Consider the following 17962-nt stretch of genomic DNA (forward strand, 5'->3'; position numbering starts at 1 on the left):
TCCCAGACACCTGATTCGCGTACTGCACGGATGGAAGCCCGCCATCCCCGGGTATGGCCTGTTACGTACTGCGCGTTACGTACTGCTCAAACCCGTTACTGCAGCCGCTGCAGCGCGCTGCGGACCCACGCCGCCACGCCGTCCAGGCTCTGGAATTCCTCGATCGCGCGCACCTCGCAGCACGGATAGGCCGGCGCGATCATGCGTGCCAGTGCGTTGCCCGGGCCCAGCTGCAGGAACACCCGCGCGCCGCGCTCGAAGGCCTGGCGCATCACCTGTGCCCATTCGATGGTCTGTGCAAGCTGCGCAGACAGCGTGTGCACCACCGCTGCGGTGTCGCGCACCGGCCGTGCGTCGATGCCGGCCAGCAGCGGCACGCGCGGCGCGCGCAACGTGGTGGCCTGCAGCGCTGTGGCAAACGGTTCGACTGCCGCCGACAGCAGTGGCGTGTGGGCGGGCACATGCACCGGCAGCAAGCGGAGCTCCGCGCCCTGCGCGTGCGCGGCAGCGGCCAGCGCCTGCAGTGCCTGCTGCGTGCCGCCAACGATGAAATGATCTGCGCCGTTGGCGATGGCCACATACGTGCCGTGCGTGTCGCACAGCGGCTGCAGCGTCTGTCGATCCAGGCCGAGGACCGCCTGCATGCCCGCACCGGCGGGACTGGCAGCATCCATCAGGCGCGCGCGCTGGGCCGACAGTGAAAGGCAGGTGCTGGCATCGAAACTGCCAGCAATGGCGTGCGCCGCCAGTTCGCCGATGCTGTACCCGGCCAGCACGATCGGGCTCGGCAGGGCGTCGCGCAGGACATGCCATTGCGCGATGCTGGCGGCGCACAACAGCGGTTGCGCCTGTGTGTTGTCGAAGCGGTCGTCGGCGGCTGCGGCAGCGAACACGTCGCGTCCCAGCACGTCGCCCGCCGCGTCCAGTACCGCGCGTGCAGCGGCGAGGCCACGCACGCGGTCGAACATCGCCGGATGCTGCGCACCTTGTCCGGGGCAGAGCAGGGCCAGGCTCATGCGCCCTCCTGCTGCAGCAGGAACCAGGCGCAGGCCAGCAGATCGGCACTGCCACCCGGGCTCAGCCGACGCATCACGAACGCATCGCCCATGGACTGCAGGCGCATGCGCCAGTCCGGCGCGAAGGCCCCGCCCGAGGAAAGGAAGGTGGTTGCCTGTTGTTGCGCCCAACGCAGGCCCTCGGCGCCACCACGGTGCAGCAGGTTCAGATCGTCCACCTGCGCCATCAGCTGCATCAGCGTGTGGCACAGCGCGGCGTCGCGCGGCAGGCCGCTGTGCAGCGCGTGGCGCAGGGTCGGCAGGGCCAGCTCGCGCAACACCGGGTAACCAGCGGCGGCCTGCTCGCGTACGCCTCTGACCCCATGGCGTGCGCGCGCGCGTTGTCCCGGGCTGTGCGGGTCCAGTGGCGCCGCGATGAGCGCGTCGTTCCACTGCTGGACTGCCAGACACACCTGTGCGCCGGATACAGCATGGCCATGCACGCGCCTGCGCTCAGCAGCGGCGGCCACCAGCAGGCCAAGGCTGAAGATCGCGCCGCGATGGGTGTTGATACCGGCGGTGGCGGCCAGCATGGCCGTTTCGGCGGCAATGCCGTGATCGCGCAGCACTGTGAAGGGGGCACCCGCGGCACCGGCCCTGGCCACCGCAGTGAAGTAGTGGCGCAGGGCGAACAGGCTGCGCAGGAAGGTGCTGGCATCCATGTCGTCATGGCTGCCACTGTTGAACGGCGTGACCAGGCCCGGTTTCGGGGCGCAGGCCAGCTCGGTGTGCAGGCTGGCAATGGCCAGCCGTCCCAGGCGTGCGCTGTCGACCACCGCGCCGCATGCAGGCAACGGCTGCCGGGCGGCGATCATGCGTTTACCTCGCGCGTGGCGAACAGCGTATCGCGCGCTTCCAATGCGGCTCCGTCCAAGCGCTTCACCAGCACCTGCCGACTGCGGCCGGCAAGTTCGCGCCAGTTCACCGCGCCGCCATCGGGCAGGCACAGCTCGCCATCGAGGCGATGCGGATAGCGCGTCTCCCATGCCAGCAACTGCGCGATCAGCGCCTCGGCCTGCGCGGCATCGGTCACCTGCCACAGCAGGTCGATGTCCGAACGCTCATGCACGTAGGGCAGGGCGGTCAGCCATTGCCAGGCGAAGGCGCCGAACACACGGGCCGGGGCCAGTGCCTGCAGGTCGTGAAGCGATTGCTGCCACGCCTGCGGAACCACGGCGTCGCCTGCCGCCAGCAGCTCACTCAATGCCGGCGCTGCGCGCATGCGAGCGACGTCGTGCAGCGGTACGCGCAACGACAGGCGCTGCTTGCCTTCGGCCGGTGGCAGTGGAACGCCCAGTCGCAGGCGCGGATCGGGATCATCGGCCGCACGACGTGCCACTACGGCAGGGAAGCCGTGCGCCAGCCATGCGGCAAGGCGCGGCTCGTGCGTGGGCAGGTCTGCGCGCCAATCAGCGTCGGCCGACAGCCAGACCAGCGTGTGCCGGGCAGGCCGCTCAGGCATTGCCCTGGCTCACGGCGGCGGCCACCTGCGCAGCCAATGTGCGGCCACCGCGTTCGGCACCCAGTGCAGCGCGATGGTCACCGTCGGCGGGTGCGCGCAGTGCTTCCAGCAGGTGATGGGCCAGGTCGCCCTCCCACAGCGATTGCACCGCGCCCATCGCCACATAGTTCTCCACGCCCGGCGCGAACACCGGCGAGGTCAGGCTCAGCGCCTGCAGTTTTTCCAGCGGCTGCTTGGTCACCCGTGCCATCGCGCGCAGGTCCATCACTCGCACCTGCGCATCGGGCAGGGCATGGATGTGGTCGGCCATCAACCCGAACGACAGGAAGCCACCGCTGACCGATTCACCGTAGACCAGCGTGACCAGGCGCGCACCACGACGGCGGGCCAGGTCCAGGGTCTGTGCGAGGTGGGCGAAGTAGCCGTTGATGCCCAGCAGTTCATCGCGGCGCGCCAGGCGCTGGCCGGCGGTATCGACCAGCATCACGATCGGACGCTGCGGATGTGCAGCGGTGCTGGCCAGCACTGTGTCGGCCAGCACCAGCGCATGGTCAACGCCCACTTCGATCTTGTCGGTGGTGCCGATCACGGTCACCTCGCCGTCGTCGGTGGTCGCTGTTCCGGTCAGTACTGAGTCGTTCACCGTGATTGCGTGGCCACGCGGAAACAGCGCGTCCAGCAGCGTATTCAATGGCAGGCTCATGGCAGGCTCCGGTGCGCGGTGGCGGCAAGGAAGGCATCGGTTTCCAGCAGTGCCAGGCGTTCTGGATCCGCAATGCCCTGGCGTGCCCAGATCTGCAGGCCATCGTTGCAGTCGCCCCATGCCGCCACGCGCGCTTTCAATGCGGCGTGGCGTGCCTGCAACGCGGCCAGCGCCGCGTCGGGGTCGGCACTGGCGGTGTCTGGCTGCAGTGCATCAAAGGCTGCCTGCGCAAACGCGCTGATCGCATCGGGCACCAGTACCTGCGCCTGGTCGATCAGGTAGCGGTGCTTGCCACCGGTCACCCGCCACACCAGTGCGCGGTCGCGCGAATCGAATTCCTCCACGCCGCGCACGGTCTCGATCACCTCCGGGCCAGACAGCGACAGCCGTCCCTCCTCGGACATGATCACTGTGCTGCAGCAGCGGGCGACGATGCCCATGCCACCGAAGGCGCCGTTGCCACTGCCGATCAGCGCCACGACCGGGACGCCAGCGGCCCGCGCACCCAGGGCGGCACGCATGATTTCGGAAATGGCGATCAGGCCGGCGTTGGCTTCGTGCAGGCGCACACCACCGGTATCGAGCAGCAGCAGCACGCCATCGGGATGGGTGGCTGCCGCACGGCGCAGCAGGCCGGTCAGCTTGGCGCCATGCACCTCGCCCACGCCGCCGCCCATGAATTCCCCCTGCTGCGCGGCCACCAGGACGCGCTTGCCGCGCAGGCGTCCTTCGCCGACGACGATGCCATCGTCGAAGGCGGCCGGTTGGTCCAGCTGCGCGAGGTGCGGACTTATGGCGCGTCGGGCAGGGCCGAGAAATTCGTGGAACGATCCTGCATCGAGCAGCCCGGCGATGCGCGCGCGGGCATCGGCTTCGTAGTAGCTGCTGCGCTGTGCGAGCGTCATGGCTGGCCTCCGGCATGCAGGGTCTCAACCGCCTGGTCCAGGCGCAGGCTGACCACCGCCGGTGTGGCGCCGGCATCGTTGATCGACACGCGTACATCGCGCAGGGGGTGACGCTGCGCGAAGTCGGCGATCACCGCCTGCCATACCGTGCCGAAGCCACGCGCGGCGGTGATGATGCGCACCGTCATCGCACCGTCCAGGTCGGCCGGTTCCAGCAGGATTTCCAGGTTGCCCGAGGCCAGTACGCCCACCAGCACGGCATCGGTGGGGAAGCGCACAGGCGTCGTGCCGTCGAATCGATAGTCGAGGGTTTCCATGGCGTGCCCCTTACCAGTTGCGGAAGCGCTTGGGCGGGTCGTACAGACCGCCGGACCAGCGCACCAGGTCTTTCACCGAACGCGCGGCAAGAAGATCGCGGCTGGCATCGCGCACGTTGATGCCGAGATCGCCCGGGCGCCGGATCACTCCACGGTCGCGCAGGTTTTCCACCATCGCGCGATCGCGGCCCCTGCCCACGGCGGTGTAGCCGGCCACGCCGCGGATCGCCTGCTCGCGCTCTTCCGGGCTGCGGCACAGCAGCAGGTTGGCGATGCCTTCCTCGGTCAGCACATGGCTGACGTCGTCGCCGTAGATCATCACCGGCGGCAGCGGCATGGTCGCGCGTTCGGCCAGCTCCCAGGCATCGAGGCGGTCGACGAAGGCCGGCGCCATGTGCTCGCGGAAGGTTTCCACCATCTGCACCACCAGCTTGCGCCCACGCGGCATTTCGCCCGGCCGCGCGGCCTGCTGGCCGGCCTTGAGCCAGGCGTCGCTGGCGTGGCGGCGGCCGCGTGCGTCCGAGCCCATGTTGGGCGCGCCACCGAAGCCGGCGATACGGTCGCGGGTGGCGGTGGAACTGTTGCCCTGCAGGTCGATCTGCAACGTGGAGCCGATGAACATGTCGCAGGCATAGAGTCCTGCAGTCTGCGAGAACGCGCGGTTGGAGCGCATCGAACCGTCGGCGCCGGTGAAGAACACATCCCCGCGCGCGGCGATGTACTTCTCCATGCCCAGTTCCGAGCCGAACGAGTGCACCGATTTGACGAAGCCCGATTCGATGGCCGGAATCAGCGCCGGGTGCGGATTGAGCGCCCAGTGCTGGCAGATCTTTCCCTTCAGCCCCAACGATTCGGCATAGGTCGGCAGCAGCAGTTCGATCGCCGCGGTATCGAAACCGATGCCGTGGTTGAGCCGGTTCACCCCGTACTCGGCGTAGATGCCCTTGATCGCCATCATCGCCATCAGCACCTGGATCTCGGAGATCTGTGCCGGGTCGCGGGTGAACAGCGGTTCGATATGGTTCGGGCGCGGCGCCTTCACCACGAAGTTGACCCAGTCCGCAGGAATATCGACGCGGGGGAGGGTGTCGACGATCTCGTTGACCTGGGCGATGACGATGCCGCCACCGAATGCAGTGGCCTCGACGATCACCGGCGTGTCTTCGGTATTCGGGCCGGTGTAGAGATTGCCGTGGCGGTCGGCGGCCTGCGCCGCGACCAGCGCCACGCGCGGGGTGAGGTCGATGAAGTAGCGGCCGAACAGTTCCAGGTAGGTGTGTATGGCACCGATCTGGATGCGTCCCTCGGCCACCAGGTTGGCCAGCCGCACCGACTGGGGTCCGGAGAAGGAGAAGTCCAGCCTGGAGGCGATGCCGCGCTCGAACACATCCAGGTGCGAGGGCAGCGACAGCACCGACTGCACCATGTGCAGGTCGTGCACGCGTGCCGGATCGAGGTCGGCCAACGCCTGGGCGAGGAAGTCGGCCTGCTTCTGGTTGTTGCCTTCCAGGCAGATCTTGTCGCCCGGCTCCAGCAGCGCGTGCAGCAGCTCGGCGACATCGCCGGCCGCCACCTCGTGGCCCCTGGCCCATGGCGCGGCGCGTTCCAGCCGCGCCTGGCGGCCCCGCTCCAGCGTGTCCCAGCTCGGGTTCATCGACGGACTTCCGAATGGCGTTGGAATAATTACGCCATAATTACGGAGGGGTGTGCAACCCGCAGCGCAGCAAATCTTACGGCTTGGCGTGCCGACCAACGGTCGGCACCCACCAAATGGCACCCCCAAAAAAGAGGGGCCCGCGCGTAGGCGGGCCCATCCAGGTAGGCCACGACCGTTGGTCGTGGCGGGGCGAGAGCGTGCCGACCAACGGTCGGCACCCACCCAACGGTCAGCACCCACCCAACGGTCGGCACCCACCGGGTTTCCGCCTGCCTCAGAACTTCCAGCGCAGGCTGGCTGCCACGAAGCGCGGTTCGCCGTAGTTGTTGTAGTCCAGGTTGGCCCAGTAGGTCTTGTCCAGGGCGTTGCGCACGCTCAGCGTCGCCGTCCAGTTGTCGCTGATGCGGTAGTTGGCGTTGAACTGCACCAGCGCATAGGACGGCTGGTTCACCGTCACCGTGGTGCCCACCCCCACCGGGTAGGGGATGTTGTAGCCCTGCACCTTGCTCTGCCACTGCACGCCACCGCCGATGCTCAGGCGCTCCAGCGCGCCGCGCAGCTGCAGCTGGGTATTGAGCTGCAGCAGGTCTTCGGCCGGGTTGGCGTACAGCAGGTCGGTGGCCGCGCGGGTCACCTTGACGTGGGTATAGCCGGCATTGACCGTCCAGCCCGGCAGGATCTCGCCGTTGACGTCCACTTCCCAGCCACGCGCCTTGGTGCCGTTGACGCCGATGTAGGCCGAGCTGCCATCGCTCAGCGAGCCTTCCGGCACGCCCATGTCACGCACCGCGTAGTTGTCCTGCTTGGCTTCGAAGATCGCCGCGTTGGCGGTCAAACGGCCATCAAACCACTGCGTTTTCAGGCCCGCTTCCAGGTTGGAGCCCTGCACTGGCGCCAGCAGGTTCTCGTTGCGGTCCTTGTAGTTTTGCGGGTTGAAGATCTCGGTGTAGCTGGCATAGGCCGCCACGTTCGGGGTGATGTCGTACACCAGGCCCACGTACGGGGTGACTTCATCGCTCACCTTGTACGCGCCGCTGGTGGCGGTGTAGGCACCGGCGGCGTTGTAGGCGCGGGTCTGGGTCTGCCAGCGGCTCAGGCGTGCGCCGGCGATCAGCGCCAGCGGGTCGGCCAGGCGCAGGCGGGTGGCCAGGTAGAAACCGCTCTGCGTGGTCTTGGCCACGCGGCGTGCGCCGGTGAGGGTGTAGGTCACTTCGGAGATGTCGCCATCCCAGGTGTGCACGTTGGGGATGTAGTAGCAGCGCTCACGGCCACAGGTCGCCCAATCGCGCGGGTAGTTCAGCGCCAGGGTATTGGTGGTGCCTTCCAGGTCGGCCCACTGTGCGCCCACGGTCACGTCGTGCTCCTGGCCCCACAGGTTGAAGGTGCCGGTCAGGTAGGCGTCGACGTTGCGGCGGGTGTCTTCCGAATCGCCGGCGGCAGTGCGCAGGTAGATGCCCGCGCCGGTCACCGGGTCGGGATTGCCGGTGCCGTACAGGCGCATGTTCTGCACGTTGCCACGGGTGTAGGCGGTGTTGATCTTCAGCAGCCAGTTCTCACCGAAGCGCTGTTCCAGGTTGGCGAATACCGTGCTGGTCTCGCGCTGCCAGTAACTCCACTTCGGTGCCAGGTTGGTCGAGCGCGGCAGATGCGCGAAGTTTCCCTTGCTGTCGAAGAACGGCACGGTGCCCCAGGTCGAACCCACCGGGTTGTTGTCCTGGGTCTGGTAGCCGACGGTGACCGTGGTCCTGTCGGTCACGTCGCCTTCCAGCACGGCCATGCCGGCCATCTTGTTCTCTTTGTAGCGGTCGTAATAGAAATCGCGGTCGGTGTAGGCGGCGACCACGCGGCTGCGGAAGCGGCCATCGGCGGTCAGCGGCGCGGTCACGTCCGCTTCCATGCGGCGGTAGTCCCAGCTGCCGGCACTGACCGAGAACGAGGCGTCGAACTCCTTGCCCGGGCGCTTGCGCAGCAGGTTCACCGTGGCCGACGGCACGCCTGCGCCGCTGAGCAGGCCGTTGGCGCCGCGGATCACTTCCACCCGGTCGTAGAAGGCGGTGTCGTATTCCTGGTTGGTCGAGCCGCTGTAGGTGGGAATGCCGTCCACCTGGAAATCGGTGATGGCAAAGCCGCGCGCGTAGTACAGCGGGCGCTGGGTGTCATAGAAGGACACGCTGACGCCGGTGACATTACGCATCACGTCGTTGAGGCTGAACAGCGATTCGTCCTGCAGGCGCTGCAGGCCGATCACCGTGGACGACTGCGGCGTTTCCTGCAGGGTGATCGGCAGGCGCGTGGTGCTGGACGGCGGCGCGGACTGCTCGGCGCGCACGCTCACCCGGTCCAGGGTCTTGGCGTCGGACGCATCGGCAGCGACATCGGCAAACGCCGACGGTGCAGCCACGGCGAGGGAGGACAACAGGGCAGCCGGCAGCAGCGCACGGCGGGGCAGGCGGGTACGGAGAGTCAGGGACATGGCGGGCTCGAAGCGTGAAGGCGGGGAAGGGGCGGCAACAGTTGTCCAGCACCCGGGCGGCGGCTTCGGGCACATCAGGTCCATCTGGGATGGGCGCGGTCACTGCGCAGGACGCAAATGTAAATAATTCTTAACAACATTACAATTCGCGTCATTGCGCATGGGCTTGTCGGCGCCCGGCAGGGGTTTCTGTAGAGCCGAGCCCATGCTCGGCTGTCGGCAACCGCGAGGAGCAGCCGAGCGCAGGCTCGGCTCTACAGGTGGGTGCGACACAAACGCAGACGGCCACCCGAAGGTGGCCGTCCGTTTCCGTCCAATGGCAAGCGCAGGCTTACAGCGCCTGCAGTTCCTCGTTGGCGTTGCGCTTTTCCTTGGCCGGCGCCGGGGCTGGGGCGGCCGTCGGTGCCAGGGCCGGCGTCGCGCCCGCTTCCACCGGAACGTCCAGGTAGGGCAGGTGCAGGGTCTGGCTGGTCAGCGTGCGGATCTCGTTGGTCAGCGCGGCGCTCTCGTTGAGCTTGCGGCCGTACGACGGCACGATCTCGCGCAGGCGGGCTTCCCAACCGGCCTTCATCTGTTCCGGGAAGGCCTTGGCCATCAGGTCGAGCATGATCGGCGGCGAGGTCGAGGCGCCCGGCGAAGCACCCAGCAGCGCGGCAAGGGTGTGGTCCTTGTCGGTCACGATCTCGGTACCGAACTGCAGCACCGCGCCCTTCAGCGGATCACGCTTGATGATCTGCACGCGCTGGCCAGCGGTGACCAGCTTCCAGTCACCCGGCTTGGCGTTGGGGAAGTACTTGACCAGTTCGGCCTGGCGATCGGCGTCGTTGAGGCGTGCCTGGCCCATCAGGTACTGCACCAGGTCCAGGTTGTCCTTGCCCACTTCCAGCATCGGGCCGACGTTGTTGTGGTTGACCGACGAATACAGGTCCCACCACGAGCCGTGCTTGAGGAACTTGGTGCTGTACAGCGCGAACGGCCCGAACAGGACCACCGGCTTGCCATCCAGCTTGCGCGCATCCAGGTGCGGCACCGACATCGGCGGCGAGCCGGTTTCGGCCATGCCGTAGGCCTTCACGCCATGGCGCGAGGTCACGTCCTGGCCCTGGAAGGCGAGGAACTGGCCGCCCACCGGGAAGCCGGCGTAGTCCTTCGATTCCGGGATGCCCGACATCTGCAGCAGCTTCAGCGCGGCGCCACCGGCACCGATGAACACGAAGCGGGCGTGGGTGGTGGACTCGGTGCCGGCCTTGAGGTCCTTCACCGTCACGTTCCAGCTCTTGTCCGCGTTCTGCCGCAGCGCGCTGACCTCATGGTTGAGGTGCAGGCCGAAGTTCGGGCTGTGCTGCAGGCCGGCGGTCAGCTGGCGGGTGATGACGCCGAAGTTGACGTCGGTGCCCAGCGGCATCCAGGTGGCGGCGACCTTCTGCTTCGGGTCGCGGCCTTCCATCAGCAGCGGTGCCCACTGCTTGATCTGCGCCGGGTCTTCGGAGTACTGCATGCCGTAGAACAGCGGGTTCTTCACCAGCGCCTGCTGGCGCTTGTGCAGGTAGGCGATGTTGTCATCACCCCAGACGAAGCTCATGTGCGGGGTGGGGTTGATGAAGTCGCTGGGCTGGCTCAGCCGGCCTTCCTTCACCTGGTGCGACCAGAACTGGCGCGAGACCTCGAACGATTCGGCGATGCCGACCGCACGCTTGGTCTCGATGCTGCCATCGGGCAGTTCCGGGGTGTAGTTCAGTTCGGCGAATGCCGAGTGGCCGGTGCCGGCGTTGTTCCAGCCGTCCGAGCTTTCACCGGCGACGCTGTCGAGGCGCTCGTAGACCTGGATGTTCCAGTCCGGCTGCAGTTCCTGCAGGTAGGTGGCCAGAGTGATGCTCATGATGCCGGCGCCGACCAGCACGACATCGACGGGCTTGTCGTTGCTCGCGGCGGGCACCGAGCGCTGGGTCAGCGGCCAGTACAGGAACAGTGCGGCGACCAGCAACAGCAGCACGAGCAGGGCGAGCAGGGCCTTGCCAAATTTCTTCATGGGGGCGGAATCGTTGGCGGGGGGAAGGGGTCAGGATGCGCAAGAAGCAGGGAAAGAGCGTGAAGAAACAACGCCTTGCAGCATTCCAGGGGCAATTTTAACCGCTTCTGGTCCGATTTTGATGCAACGCAGCATCCGACGGTTCGCGGCACCCTCACCCGCTAGCGCCGGGCCATGCCCGGCGATGCACTCAATCACGCCAACTCAAGGATCTCGTCACCTGCCTCGTCGATCTCGCCGGTCGCCTTCCAGCCCAGATGCCGATAGAAGCCATACGAGCGCGAACGCGGGTCTGCCGAGCAGGCCAGGAACAGGCGGGTGTGTCCGGCATCGCGGGTCAGGCTGACCACGTCCTGCAGCAGCTGCCGGCCGATGCCGCGGTTCTCGAATTCCGGCAGCAGGGCCAGCACCAGCACCTCGCCGCTTTCGCGGTCGGCAAAGCAGTAGCCGGCCATCCGCTCGCCCTCGCAGGCGATGCGGCCGATGGAATCGCCCTCGGCGATGCCCGCTGCCCAGCTGTCCTCGGTGATGCCCAGTTCGGCCAGCTGCGCGGCACTGAAGGCGTTTTCGCGGGTGCGCCCGCGCAGGTCGATGCAGGCAGCGGCATCATCGGGGAGGGCATCGCGGTAGTGGATCGTCATATGGGAAACCTGGGGTCGAATGGAACCACATGAGTGTGGACGACCCGGATGGAGATTGGATGGAGACGGCGGCGGTCTTCAATCACTGCCGATGGTGAAGTATTCCGCCGCGAAGTAGGCCAGTTGATAGGCCAGTGTCGCTGCGGCCAGCACCAGTTGCATGCGCGCGCTGCGCAGATGCCATCCCAGCGCCGCAACGATGAGCATCAGCGCCGTGTGCAACGGGTAGGCATCCCCCAGCAGCCGCCATCGGCTTCCTCCCTTGATCGCGGTGTCCACAAGGTCCAGTAGCGTCAATATCGCGATCACCCCGAAGATCCAGCGCCGCCGCTGCATCAGGTAGTGGCCGTAACTGCCGTAGTCGCGCAGATCGTCGGGAAACAGCAGCGCGCACAGCAGGAACCAGGTCGCGCTGTAGGTGATCACGAACAGATAGGTTTCAAACGTCCAGCGGTGCACTTCGACGAGACGGAATTCCCACCACCAGAAGGTGACCAGCGACACCAGCGTCCACATCACCCAGCACAGGTGCAGCGCCGAACAGCCACGCCGCTGCGGGTGCTCGATGATCTGCGCCAACCCCTTCAGCAGGGTGGTGATGGACAGGCCGAGGATGATCCCCATCACCACGCGGATATGCAGGAATACCGGTTCGGTTTCCATCTGCCAGCCCCCTCGTCGGTTGCGCCGATGCTTGCACAAAAAGGGGACGTAGGGATCAAGTCGTTTGTGGCAAGAAGGACTTGATCCCCTCGGTGCCCTCTTTTCAGCGCCTGCGCTGCACCAGCGCCGAGGCGGCGTCCAGCACCGCCCGGGTCAGCAGGGCCATCGTCTGCACGTCGCCCTTCCAGTGCTGCCAGTACAGCGGCACGTCTTCCCACGCGCGCTGCCGCACGTAGACCAGCCGTCCTGCATCCAGATGGCGCTTCACCAGCGGCAACGGGTTCATCGTCCAGCCGAGCCCGCCCAGATTGGCCTGCACGAAGGCACGGGTGGAGGGAATCCACCAGGTCGGCGCGGTGCTGGGCAGGTCGGCGCCGGCCATGCGCCGGGCAAAGCGTGACTGCATGTCGTCCTTGCGGTTGAACACCAGCACCGGTGCCTGCGCCAGCGCCTGTGCGGTCACGCCCTTGGCGAAGTGCTGCTCGCGGAACGCCGGCGTACAGGTGGCGGCGTAGCGGATGCTGCCCAGCGCGTGGATCTGGCAGCCCTGCACCGGCTCGTCCAGGGTGGTCACTGCCCCCAGCACGGTGCCCTGGCGCAGCAGCTCGACCGTGTGGTCCTGGTCTTCCACGCGCAGGTCCAGGGTGGTGCCGGTGCCCTGCGCGAACTGCTGCGCGGCCTGCGGGAACCAGGTCTCCAGGCTGTCGTGGTTCACCGCCACGGGGATGCTCGCCTGCGGCAGGTCCTCGTCGGCCAGGCCCATGCGGTGTAGGGCATCGTGCTCCAGCAGGGCGGTCTGCTCGGCCAGCTGCACCAGCAGCTGGCCTTCGGCCGTGGCGGTCGCAGGCGTGCCACGTTTGACCAGCAGGCGACCGATGCGGTCCTCCAGTGCCTTGACCCGCTGCGAGATGGCCGAGGGGGTGACGTTGAGCGACTGCGCGGCACGATCGAAGCTGCCTTCGCGGATCACCGCAGCCAGGGCCCGCAGCTGGGCATGGTCGATGCGCATGGCAATTAAGCTCCGCTAATGTTGGTTTAGTAAGTTTAGCTCGTCTTTTCTATGTTGCGGCGCGACAATGGCGCCCGTTCCGGTGCTGTCCGCCTTCGCGAGGCACCGCTCCCCCAAGCAAGACAAGGTAGTGAATCCCATGTTCTCGGTCATCTCCGCCAGCACCGGCCTCGGTGCCTGGTTCAGTGGTGCGGCTACCGGCATCGGCCTGTTTGCCGTGGTCGGCGCCCAGAGCGCCTTCATCCTGCGCCAGGGCATCCTGCGCAAGCACATCGTGCCGGTGGTGGCCACCTGCGCGGCCATCGATGCGATCTTCATCTTCGCCAGCGTGGCCGGCCTGCGCACGCTCACCACGGCGCTGCCGTGGCTGACCACCGCCGTGCTCTGGACCGGCGTGGCCTTCCTGGCCTGGTATGCGATGAAGTCCGCACGCCGGGCGATCGCCGGCGGCGGTGGCATGGGTGAAGCCGACAGCGATGACGGCAGCCGCCGTGCGGTGCTGATGGCGGCGGTCGGCTTCTCGCTGATCAACCCGCACTTCTGGCTGGACATGATGGTCATCGGCTCCATTGCCGAGAACTTCGGCAATGCGCGCATGGCCTTCGCCGCCGGCGTGGTCACCGCCAGCTGCCTGTGGCTGACCGCGCAGGGCCTGGGCGCGCGCCTGCTGGCGCCGCTGTTCACCAAGCCCAGCACCTGGCGCGTGCTGGACGGCACCATCGCGGTGATCCTCAGCATCCTGGCTCTCACCCTGGCGGTGCGCGGGGTCCATTGACCCGGCGCACGCCCCCCGAACCCACGTCCTGACTCTCTCTCCAAGGTAGTGGTAACAACGGCACCGGCAACGGTGCCGTTGTTTTTTCTGCCCACTGGCGGCGCGGCCGCTGGCCTGCCTAGAATCGGCCAGCCGGGACAAGGCGTCCAGACGCAAGGGGGGGAAGGATGCGCAGGTATGGATTGGCCGCCATCATCGTGGCAGGGATGGTCGTGGCAGGGATGGCGTGGGGGACCGCCGCTGCGGTTGATCTGGACGCCTATGTGCGGGCGGACAAGTTCGAGGATGTGATCCTGTCGCCCAGCGGCGACTTCCTGGCCGCGACCGTGCCGGGTGATGGCTTCACCGCGTTGATCATCCTGCGTACGGACGACAACACGCCGGTGGGTAGCCTGCGGCCGCCACGCAATTCCCATGTCTTCGATATGCACTGGGTCAACGACGATCAGGTGATGTTCGGCCTGGCCCAGAAGTTCGGCACCCGTGATGCTCCTTGGGCCACCGGCGAGCTGCTGGCGCTCGACGCGCGTACCGGGCGTACGGACGTGCTGGTCGGCTACCGCAACCTGGGACTGCGCCTGCGGCCCAGGTACCACAGCGAGGCGGCGGCATTCCTCAGCGACACCCTGCCGGGTGACGATGGCCAGGTGGTCATTGCAATGGGCGCGTCGCGCCTGGACGCCAATGGCTATGCGGCCCGGCTCGACCTCGCTACGGGCAAGCAGCGCATCCTGGCCCGCGCGCCGGTACCGGCGTCTTCCTACACGATCGATCCCAAGGGTGACGTGCGCTTCGTGCGTGGCACCGGCAGCGACAACGGCAGCCGTCTCTACCACCGCAACGGCGGCGAATGGGCGCTGGTGAATGATGAAACGGCCAGTGGCCGCATCGAGGCGGCACTCGGCTTTTCCGCCGATGGCCAGCTGGCCTACCTGCAGAGCGAGCAGGCCACGGGGCCCGATGCCATCGTCAGCTGGAACCCGGCCACGCAGGAACGCAGGGTTGTCCTGCGTGACGATGTGGTCGATCCGGCACGGGTGATCCGCCGCCCCGGCAGCAGGGTGCCGGTCGGCGCGCTGTTCCTGGGCGATACCCCGCGCACCCGCTTCTTCGATGAAGCATCGGCCGAAGCGCGGCTGTACCGCAGCCTGGAGGCGGCATTTCCCCGGCGGGCGGTGTTCATCACCTCCAGCACCCGTGATGGACGAAAGCTGCTTCTGGAAACCTGGTCCGGCGCCAATCCGGGCGAGTTCTACCTTTATGACGTCGACCGCAGACAGGCGCGCTTCCTGCTGGCGCGCAGCGAATGGATCGACCCGGCTGCGACCGCATCGGTGCGGTCCATCAGAGTGAAGGCACGCGACGGACTGGACCTGCATGGGTTCCTGACCGTGCCGCACGGCAGTACCGGCCGCGACCTGCCGATGGTAGTGCTGCCGCATGGCGGTCCCATCGGCGAGTACGATGACGGCCGTTTCGCGCACGAGACGCAGTTGCTGGCAGCGGCCGGCTATGCCGTGCTGCAGGTGAATTTCCGCGGATCCGGCAACTTCGGCCGTGCCCACATGCGTGCGGCTATGCGGCAATGGGGCCGCGCCATGCAGGATGACGTGACCGATGCAACGCGCTGGGCCATCGCCGAGGGCATCGCCGACAGCAAACGCATCTGCATCTACGGTGCCAGCTACGGCGCCTACGCGGCGATGATGGGACCGGTGCGCGAGCCGGGGCTGTACCAGTGCGCGGCAGGCTACGTGGGCGTTTACGACCTGCCGTTGATGTACACCCGGGGCGATGTGGGCGACAGCCGTTCCGGTGTCGCCTATCTGCAGCAGTGGCTGGGCGATCCGGCCTCGCTGGATGAGGTGTCGCCGGTTGCGTTGGCAGATCGCATCAGGGTGCCGGTATTCCTGGCCGCTGGTGGTGAGGATGCGCGTGCGCCCATCCAGCACAGCAAGCGCCTGCAGGCCGCGCTGGAACGGGCCGGCACGCCGGTGGAAACCCTGTATTTCCGCACCGAGGGCCACGGCTTCTACACCCAGGCGCATCGCAGCGAGTACTACGGTCACCTGCTGGCGTTCCTGTCGCGCAGCCTGGGAGGAGCCACCGCACAGACGCAGGCCAGCGGTGATGCGCAGAAGGCGCCCTGAGTCTGGCGATGGCGCGCTCGTCACTGGCGCAGCCGTCGTCGGCCTGCCTAGAATCGGCAAATCTGGACAGGGTGTCCGGCAGGGAGGGGGAAGGATGCGCAGGACTGTATTTGCCGCGCTGCTGTGCGCGGTGGTGGGCGGGACGTCGGCGGGTACCGGCGGGGTGGACCTGGAGAAGTACCTGAAGCCGGAGTCGTTCTCGGACGTCAAACTCTCGCCGGGCGGCGAATACGTCGCCGGCACCGTACCGCTGGACGATTCCACCGCGCTGATCATCCTGCGCACGTCCGACCGCAAACCCGCGGGTGTGTTCCGGCCACAGGACAAGAACCACGCAAACACCTTCGAATGGGTGAGCAATGACCGCCTGCTGGTCGGCCTGGCCGAGAAGCTTGGCGCGCTGGATACCCCGCAACCGACCGGTGAACTCTACGGCGTCAATGTCGATGGCAAGGGCGGCGAACTGCTGGTCGGCTACCGCGTGCAGGGCCGTGGGCTGGGCACGCGCATCCAGCCGAAGAAGGTGGAGGACGTCGCGGCTTTCCTCACCGACGAGCTGCCCGGCGATGACCGCAATGTACTGATTGCGGTGTGGCCCTTTGCCGATGATCCCTATACTCGGGTGGAGCGGCTGGATGTGGTCAGCGGGCGTCGCGTGCGCGTTTCCGGCTCGCCGGTGCAGCGCGCCAGCTTCACCACCGATCATCAGGGCGAAGTGCGCTTTGCTCACGGCGCTACCTCGGACAACGTCAACAAGCTCTACTACCGCGCTGGGACCAATGCGCAGTGGTCACTGGTCAATGACGAATCGCTGAGCCACCGGGTGGAAGGGGCCATCGGCTTCTCCGAAGATGGTGCACTGGCCTATCTGCAGGTCGAGCAGCCCACCGGGCCCGATGCCATCGTCAGCTGGAACCCGCAGACCGGCGAACGGCGCGAGGTGCTGCGCGATGGCGTGGTCGATCCTTACGCGATCATCTTCCGCCCGGGCACCCGCGTGCCGGTGGGCGCGCTGTATGTCGGCGATGCACCGCGCACCCGGTTCTTCGATGAGAAGGGGGCCGATGCCCGTCAGTACCGCAGCCTTGAGGCTGCGTTCGGCGGCCCGGTGCTCATCACCTCCAGTACCCGCGATGGCGGCAAGGTGGTGGTGCAGACGTGGTCGGGCAGCAATCCCGGTGATTTCTACCTGTTCGACACCCGCGCGAAGGCGGCCGAGCATCTGCTCAGCCGCAGTGAATGGATCGACCCGAAACTGGCCGCCACGGTTCGCCCGTTTGCATTGAAGGCCCGCGACGGCGTGGCGCTGCATGGATTCCTGACATTGCCGCAGGGCAGTGATGGCCGCAATCTGCCAATGGTCGTGTTGCCGCACGGCGGCCCCTTCGGCGTGTTCGATGAAGGCAGCTACAGCAGCGAGCCACAGATGCTGGCCGCCGCAGGGTATGCGGTGCTGCAGGTCAACTTCCGTGGTTCGTCCAATTATGGGCGCGCCTTCGCCCAGGCGGGTGCCAAGCAGTGGGGCGCGGCGATGCAGGACGATGTGACCGACGCCACGCGCTGGGCCATCGCCGAGGGCATCGCCGACAGCAAGCGCATCTGCATCTATGGCGCCAGTTACGGTGCGTACGCGGCGATGATGGGGCCGGTACGCGAGCCGGGGCTGTACCAGTGCGCGGCCGGCTATGTCGGCGTGTATGACCTGCCGCTGATGTTCACTGGGGAGGCGCAGTTGAGCGATTCGGCCATGCTTTGGCAGCGCGATTGGGTGGGTGATCCGAAGACGCTGGGTACCCGTTCGCCGGTGAATCTGGCCGCGCAACTGAAGGTGCCTGTATTCCTGGCCGCCGGAGGCGAAGACCGGCGTGCGCCGATCAAGCACACCGAGCGCATGGAGGCCGCACTGAAGGCGGCCGGCTCGCCGGTGGAGAGCCTGTATTACCGCACCGAAGGCCATGGCTTCTACCGGCCAGAGCATCAGCGCGAGTACTACACCAGGCTGCTGGCATTCCTGTCGCGCAGCCTGGGCGGCAGCACCGCCAGCACCAGCACAACCGCGGGTGCTGACAAGGCGCCCTGAGGCAAACCCGCCGCGGCCAGCGGACCCGGTGCCGGGCAGGGGG

The 17962-nt window shown here is 67.2% G+C and carries 15 protein-coding genes; 3 read left to right on the plus strand and 12 right to left on the minus strand.

What is annotated here, in order from left to right; genetic code table 11:
• Window positions 1–95: 95 nt before the first annotated feature.
• The 12 genes from mdcH to CR919_RS06830 all read right to left on the minus strand — a co-directional run bounded on the left by mdcH (window position 96) and on the right by CR919_RS06830 (window position 12914).
• Complete coding sequence (gene mdcH / locus CR919_RS06775; RefSeq protein ID WP_099819350.1) at window positions 96–1016, minus strand: malonate decarboxylase subunit epsilon; 921 nt, start codon at window positions 1014–1016, stop codon at window positions 96–98.
• Window positions 1013–1870 (minus strand): triphosphoribosyl-dephospho-CoA synthase MdcB, encoded by an 858-nt coding sequence (gene mdcB, locus CR919_RS06780; RefSeq protein WP_099819351.1) that lies wholly within the window; start codon window positions 1868–1870, stop codon window positions 1013–1015. Before mdcB ends, mdcH begins: the two co-directional genes overlap by 4 nt.
• Window positions 1867–2517 (minus strand): malonate decarboxylase holo-[acyl-carrier-protein] synthase, encoded by a 651-nt coding sequence (gene mdcG, locus CR919_RS06785; protein ID WP_099819352.1) that lies wholly within the window; start codon window positions 2515–2517, stop codon window positions 1867–1869. The genes mdcB and mdcG overlap by 4 nt, the downstream gene beginning before the upstream one ends.
• The gene (gene mdcE, locus CR919_RS06790) at window positions 2510–3214 is read right to left on the minus strand and encodes a biotin-independent malonate decarboxylase subunit gamma (RefSeq protein WP_099819400.1); all 705 of its coding nucleotides are present in this window, start codon (window positions 3212–3214) and stop codon (window positions 2510–2512) included. The genes mdcG and mdcE overlap by 8 nt, the downstream gene beginning before the upstream one ends.
• Before the next feature lie 2 nt (window positions 3215–3216).
• Window positions 3217–4125 carry a biotin-independent malonate decarboxylase subunit beta gene (locus tag CR919_RS06795; protein WP_099819353.1) on the minus strand — a complete coding sequence of 303 codons (909 nt, stop codon included), beginning with the start codon at window positions 4123–4125 and terminating at the stop codon, window positions 3217–3219.
• Window positions 4122–4442, minus strand: a complete 321-nt coding sequence (gene mdcC / locus CR919_RS06800) for a malonate decarboxylase acyl carrier protein (RefSeq protein ID WP_099819354.1) — start codon at window positions 4440–4442, stop codon at window positions 4122–4124. The genes CR919_RS06795 and mdcC overlap by 4 nt, the downstream gene beginning before the upstream one ends.
• 10 nt (window positions 4443–4452) lie before the next feature.
• On the minus strand, window positions 4453–6096 hold the full coding sequence (gene mdcA / locus CR919_RS06805; RefSeq protein WP_099819355.1) for a malonate decarboxylase subunit alpha: 1644 nt from the start codon (window positions 6094–6096) through the stop codon (window positions 4453–4455).
• 277 nt (window positions 6097–6373) lie between these two features.
• Window positions 6374–8572, minus strand: a complete 2199-nt coding sequence (locus CR919_RS06810) for a TonB-dependent siderophore receptor (protein WP_099819356.1) — start codon at window positions 8570–8572, stop codon at window positions 6374–6376.
• Window positions 8573–8903: 331 nt separating this feature from the next.
• A complete protein-coding gene (gene mqo, locus CR919_RS06815) occupies window positions 8904–10601 on the minus strand; it encodes a malate dehydrogenase (quinone) (RefSeq protein WP_099819357.1) in 1698 nt (565 codons plus the stop codon).
• 194 nt (window positions 10602–10795) lie between these two features.
• Window positions 10796–11242, minus strand: a complete 447-nt coding sequence (locus CR919_RS06820; protein WP_099819358.1) for a GNAT family N-acetyltransferase — start codon at window positions 11240–11242, stop codon at window positions 10796–10798.
• Between the two features lie 78 nt (window positions 11243–11320).
• The gene (locus tag CR919_RS06825) at window positions 11321–11905 is read right to left on the minus strand and encodes a hypothetical protein (protein WP_099819359.1); all 585 of its coding nucleotides are present in this window, start codon (window positions 11903–11905) and stop codon (window positions 11321–11323) included.
• 103 nt (window positions 11906–12008) lie between these two features.
• Window positions 12009–12914: a LysR family transcriptional regulator ArgP gene (locus CR919_RS06830; protein ID WP_049464713.1), complete on the minus strand. Its 906-nt coding sequence runs from the start codon at window positions 12912–12914 to the stop codon at window positions 12009–12011.
• A 139-nt stretch (window positions 12915–13053) separates the two neighbouring features.
• On the opposite strand from CR919_RS06830, the gene CR919_RS06835 reads away from it, so the two are divergent.
• From CR919_RS06835 to CR919_RS06845, 3 genes are all read left to right on the plus strand, one after another.
• Window positions 13054–13689, plus strand: a complete 636-nt coding sequence (locus CR919_RS06835; RefSeq protein ID WP_025873889.1) for a LysE family transporter — start codon at window positions 13054–13056, stop codon at window positions 13687–13689.
• Between the two features lie 167 nt (window positions 13690–13856).
• Window positions 13857–15839: a prolyl oligopeptidase family serine peptidase gene (locus tag CR919_RS06840; protein WP_099819360.1), complete on the plus strand. Its 1983-nt coding sequence runs from the start codon at window positions 13857–13859 to the stop codon at window positions 15837–15839.
• A gap of 94 nt (window positions 15840–15933) precedes the next feature.
• A complete protein-coding gene (locus tag CR919_RS06845; protein WP_099819361.1) occupies window positions 15934–17919 on the plus strand; it encodes a S9 family peptidase in 1986 nt (661 codons plus the stop codon).
• Window positions 17920–17962 lie beyond the last annotated feature (43 nt).

Origin of the sequence: Stenotrophomonas sp. LMG 10879 (genome assembly GCF_002750935.1) — a bacterium.
In the GTDB taxonomy this organism is placed as follows: Bacteria; Pseudomonadota; Gammaproteobacteria; order Xanthomonadales; family Xanthomonadaceae; genus Stenotrophomonas; species Stenotrophomonas lactitubi_B.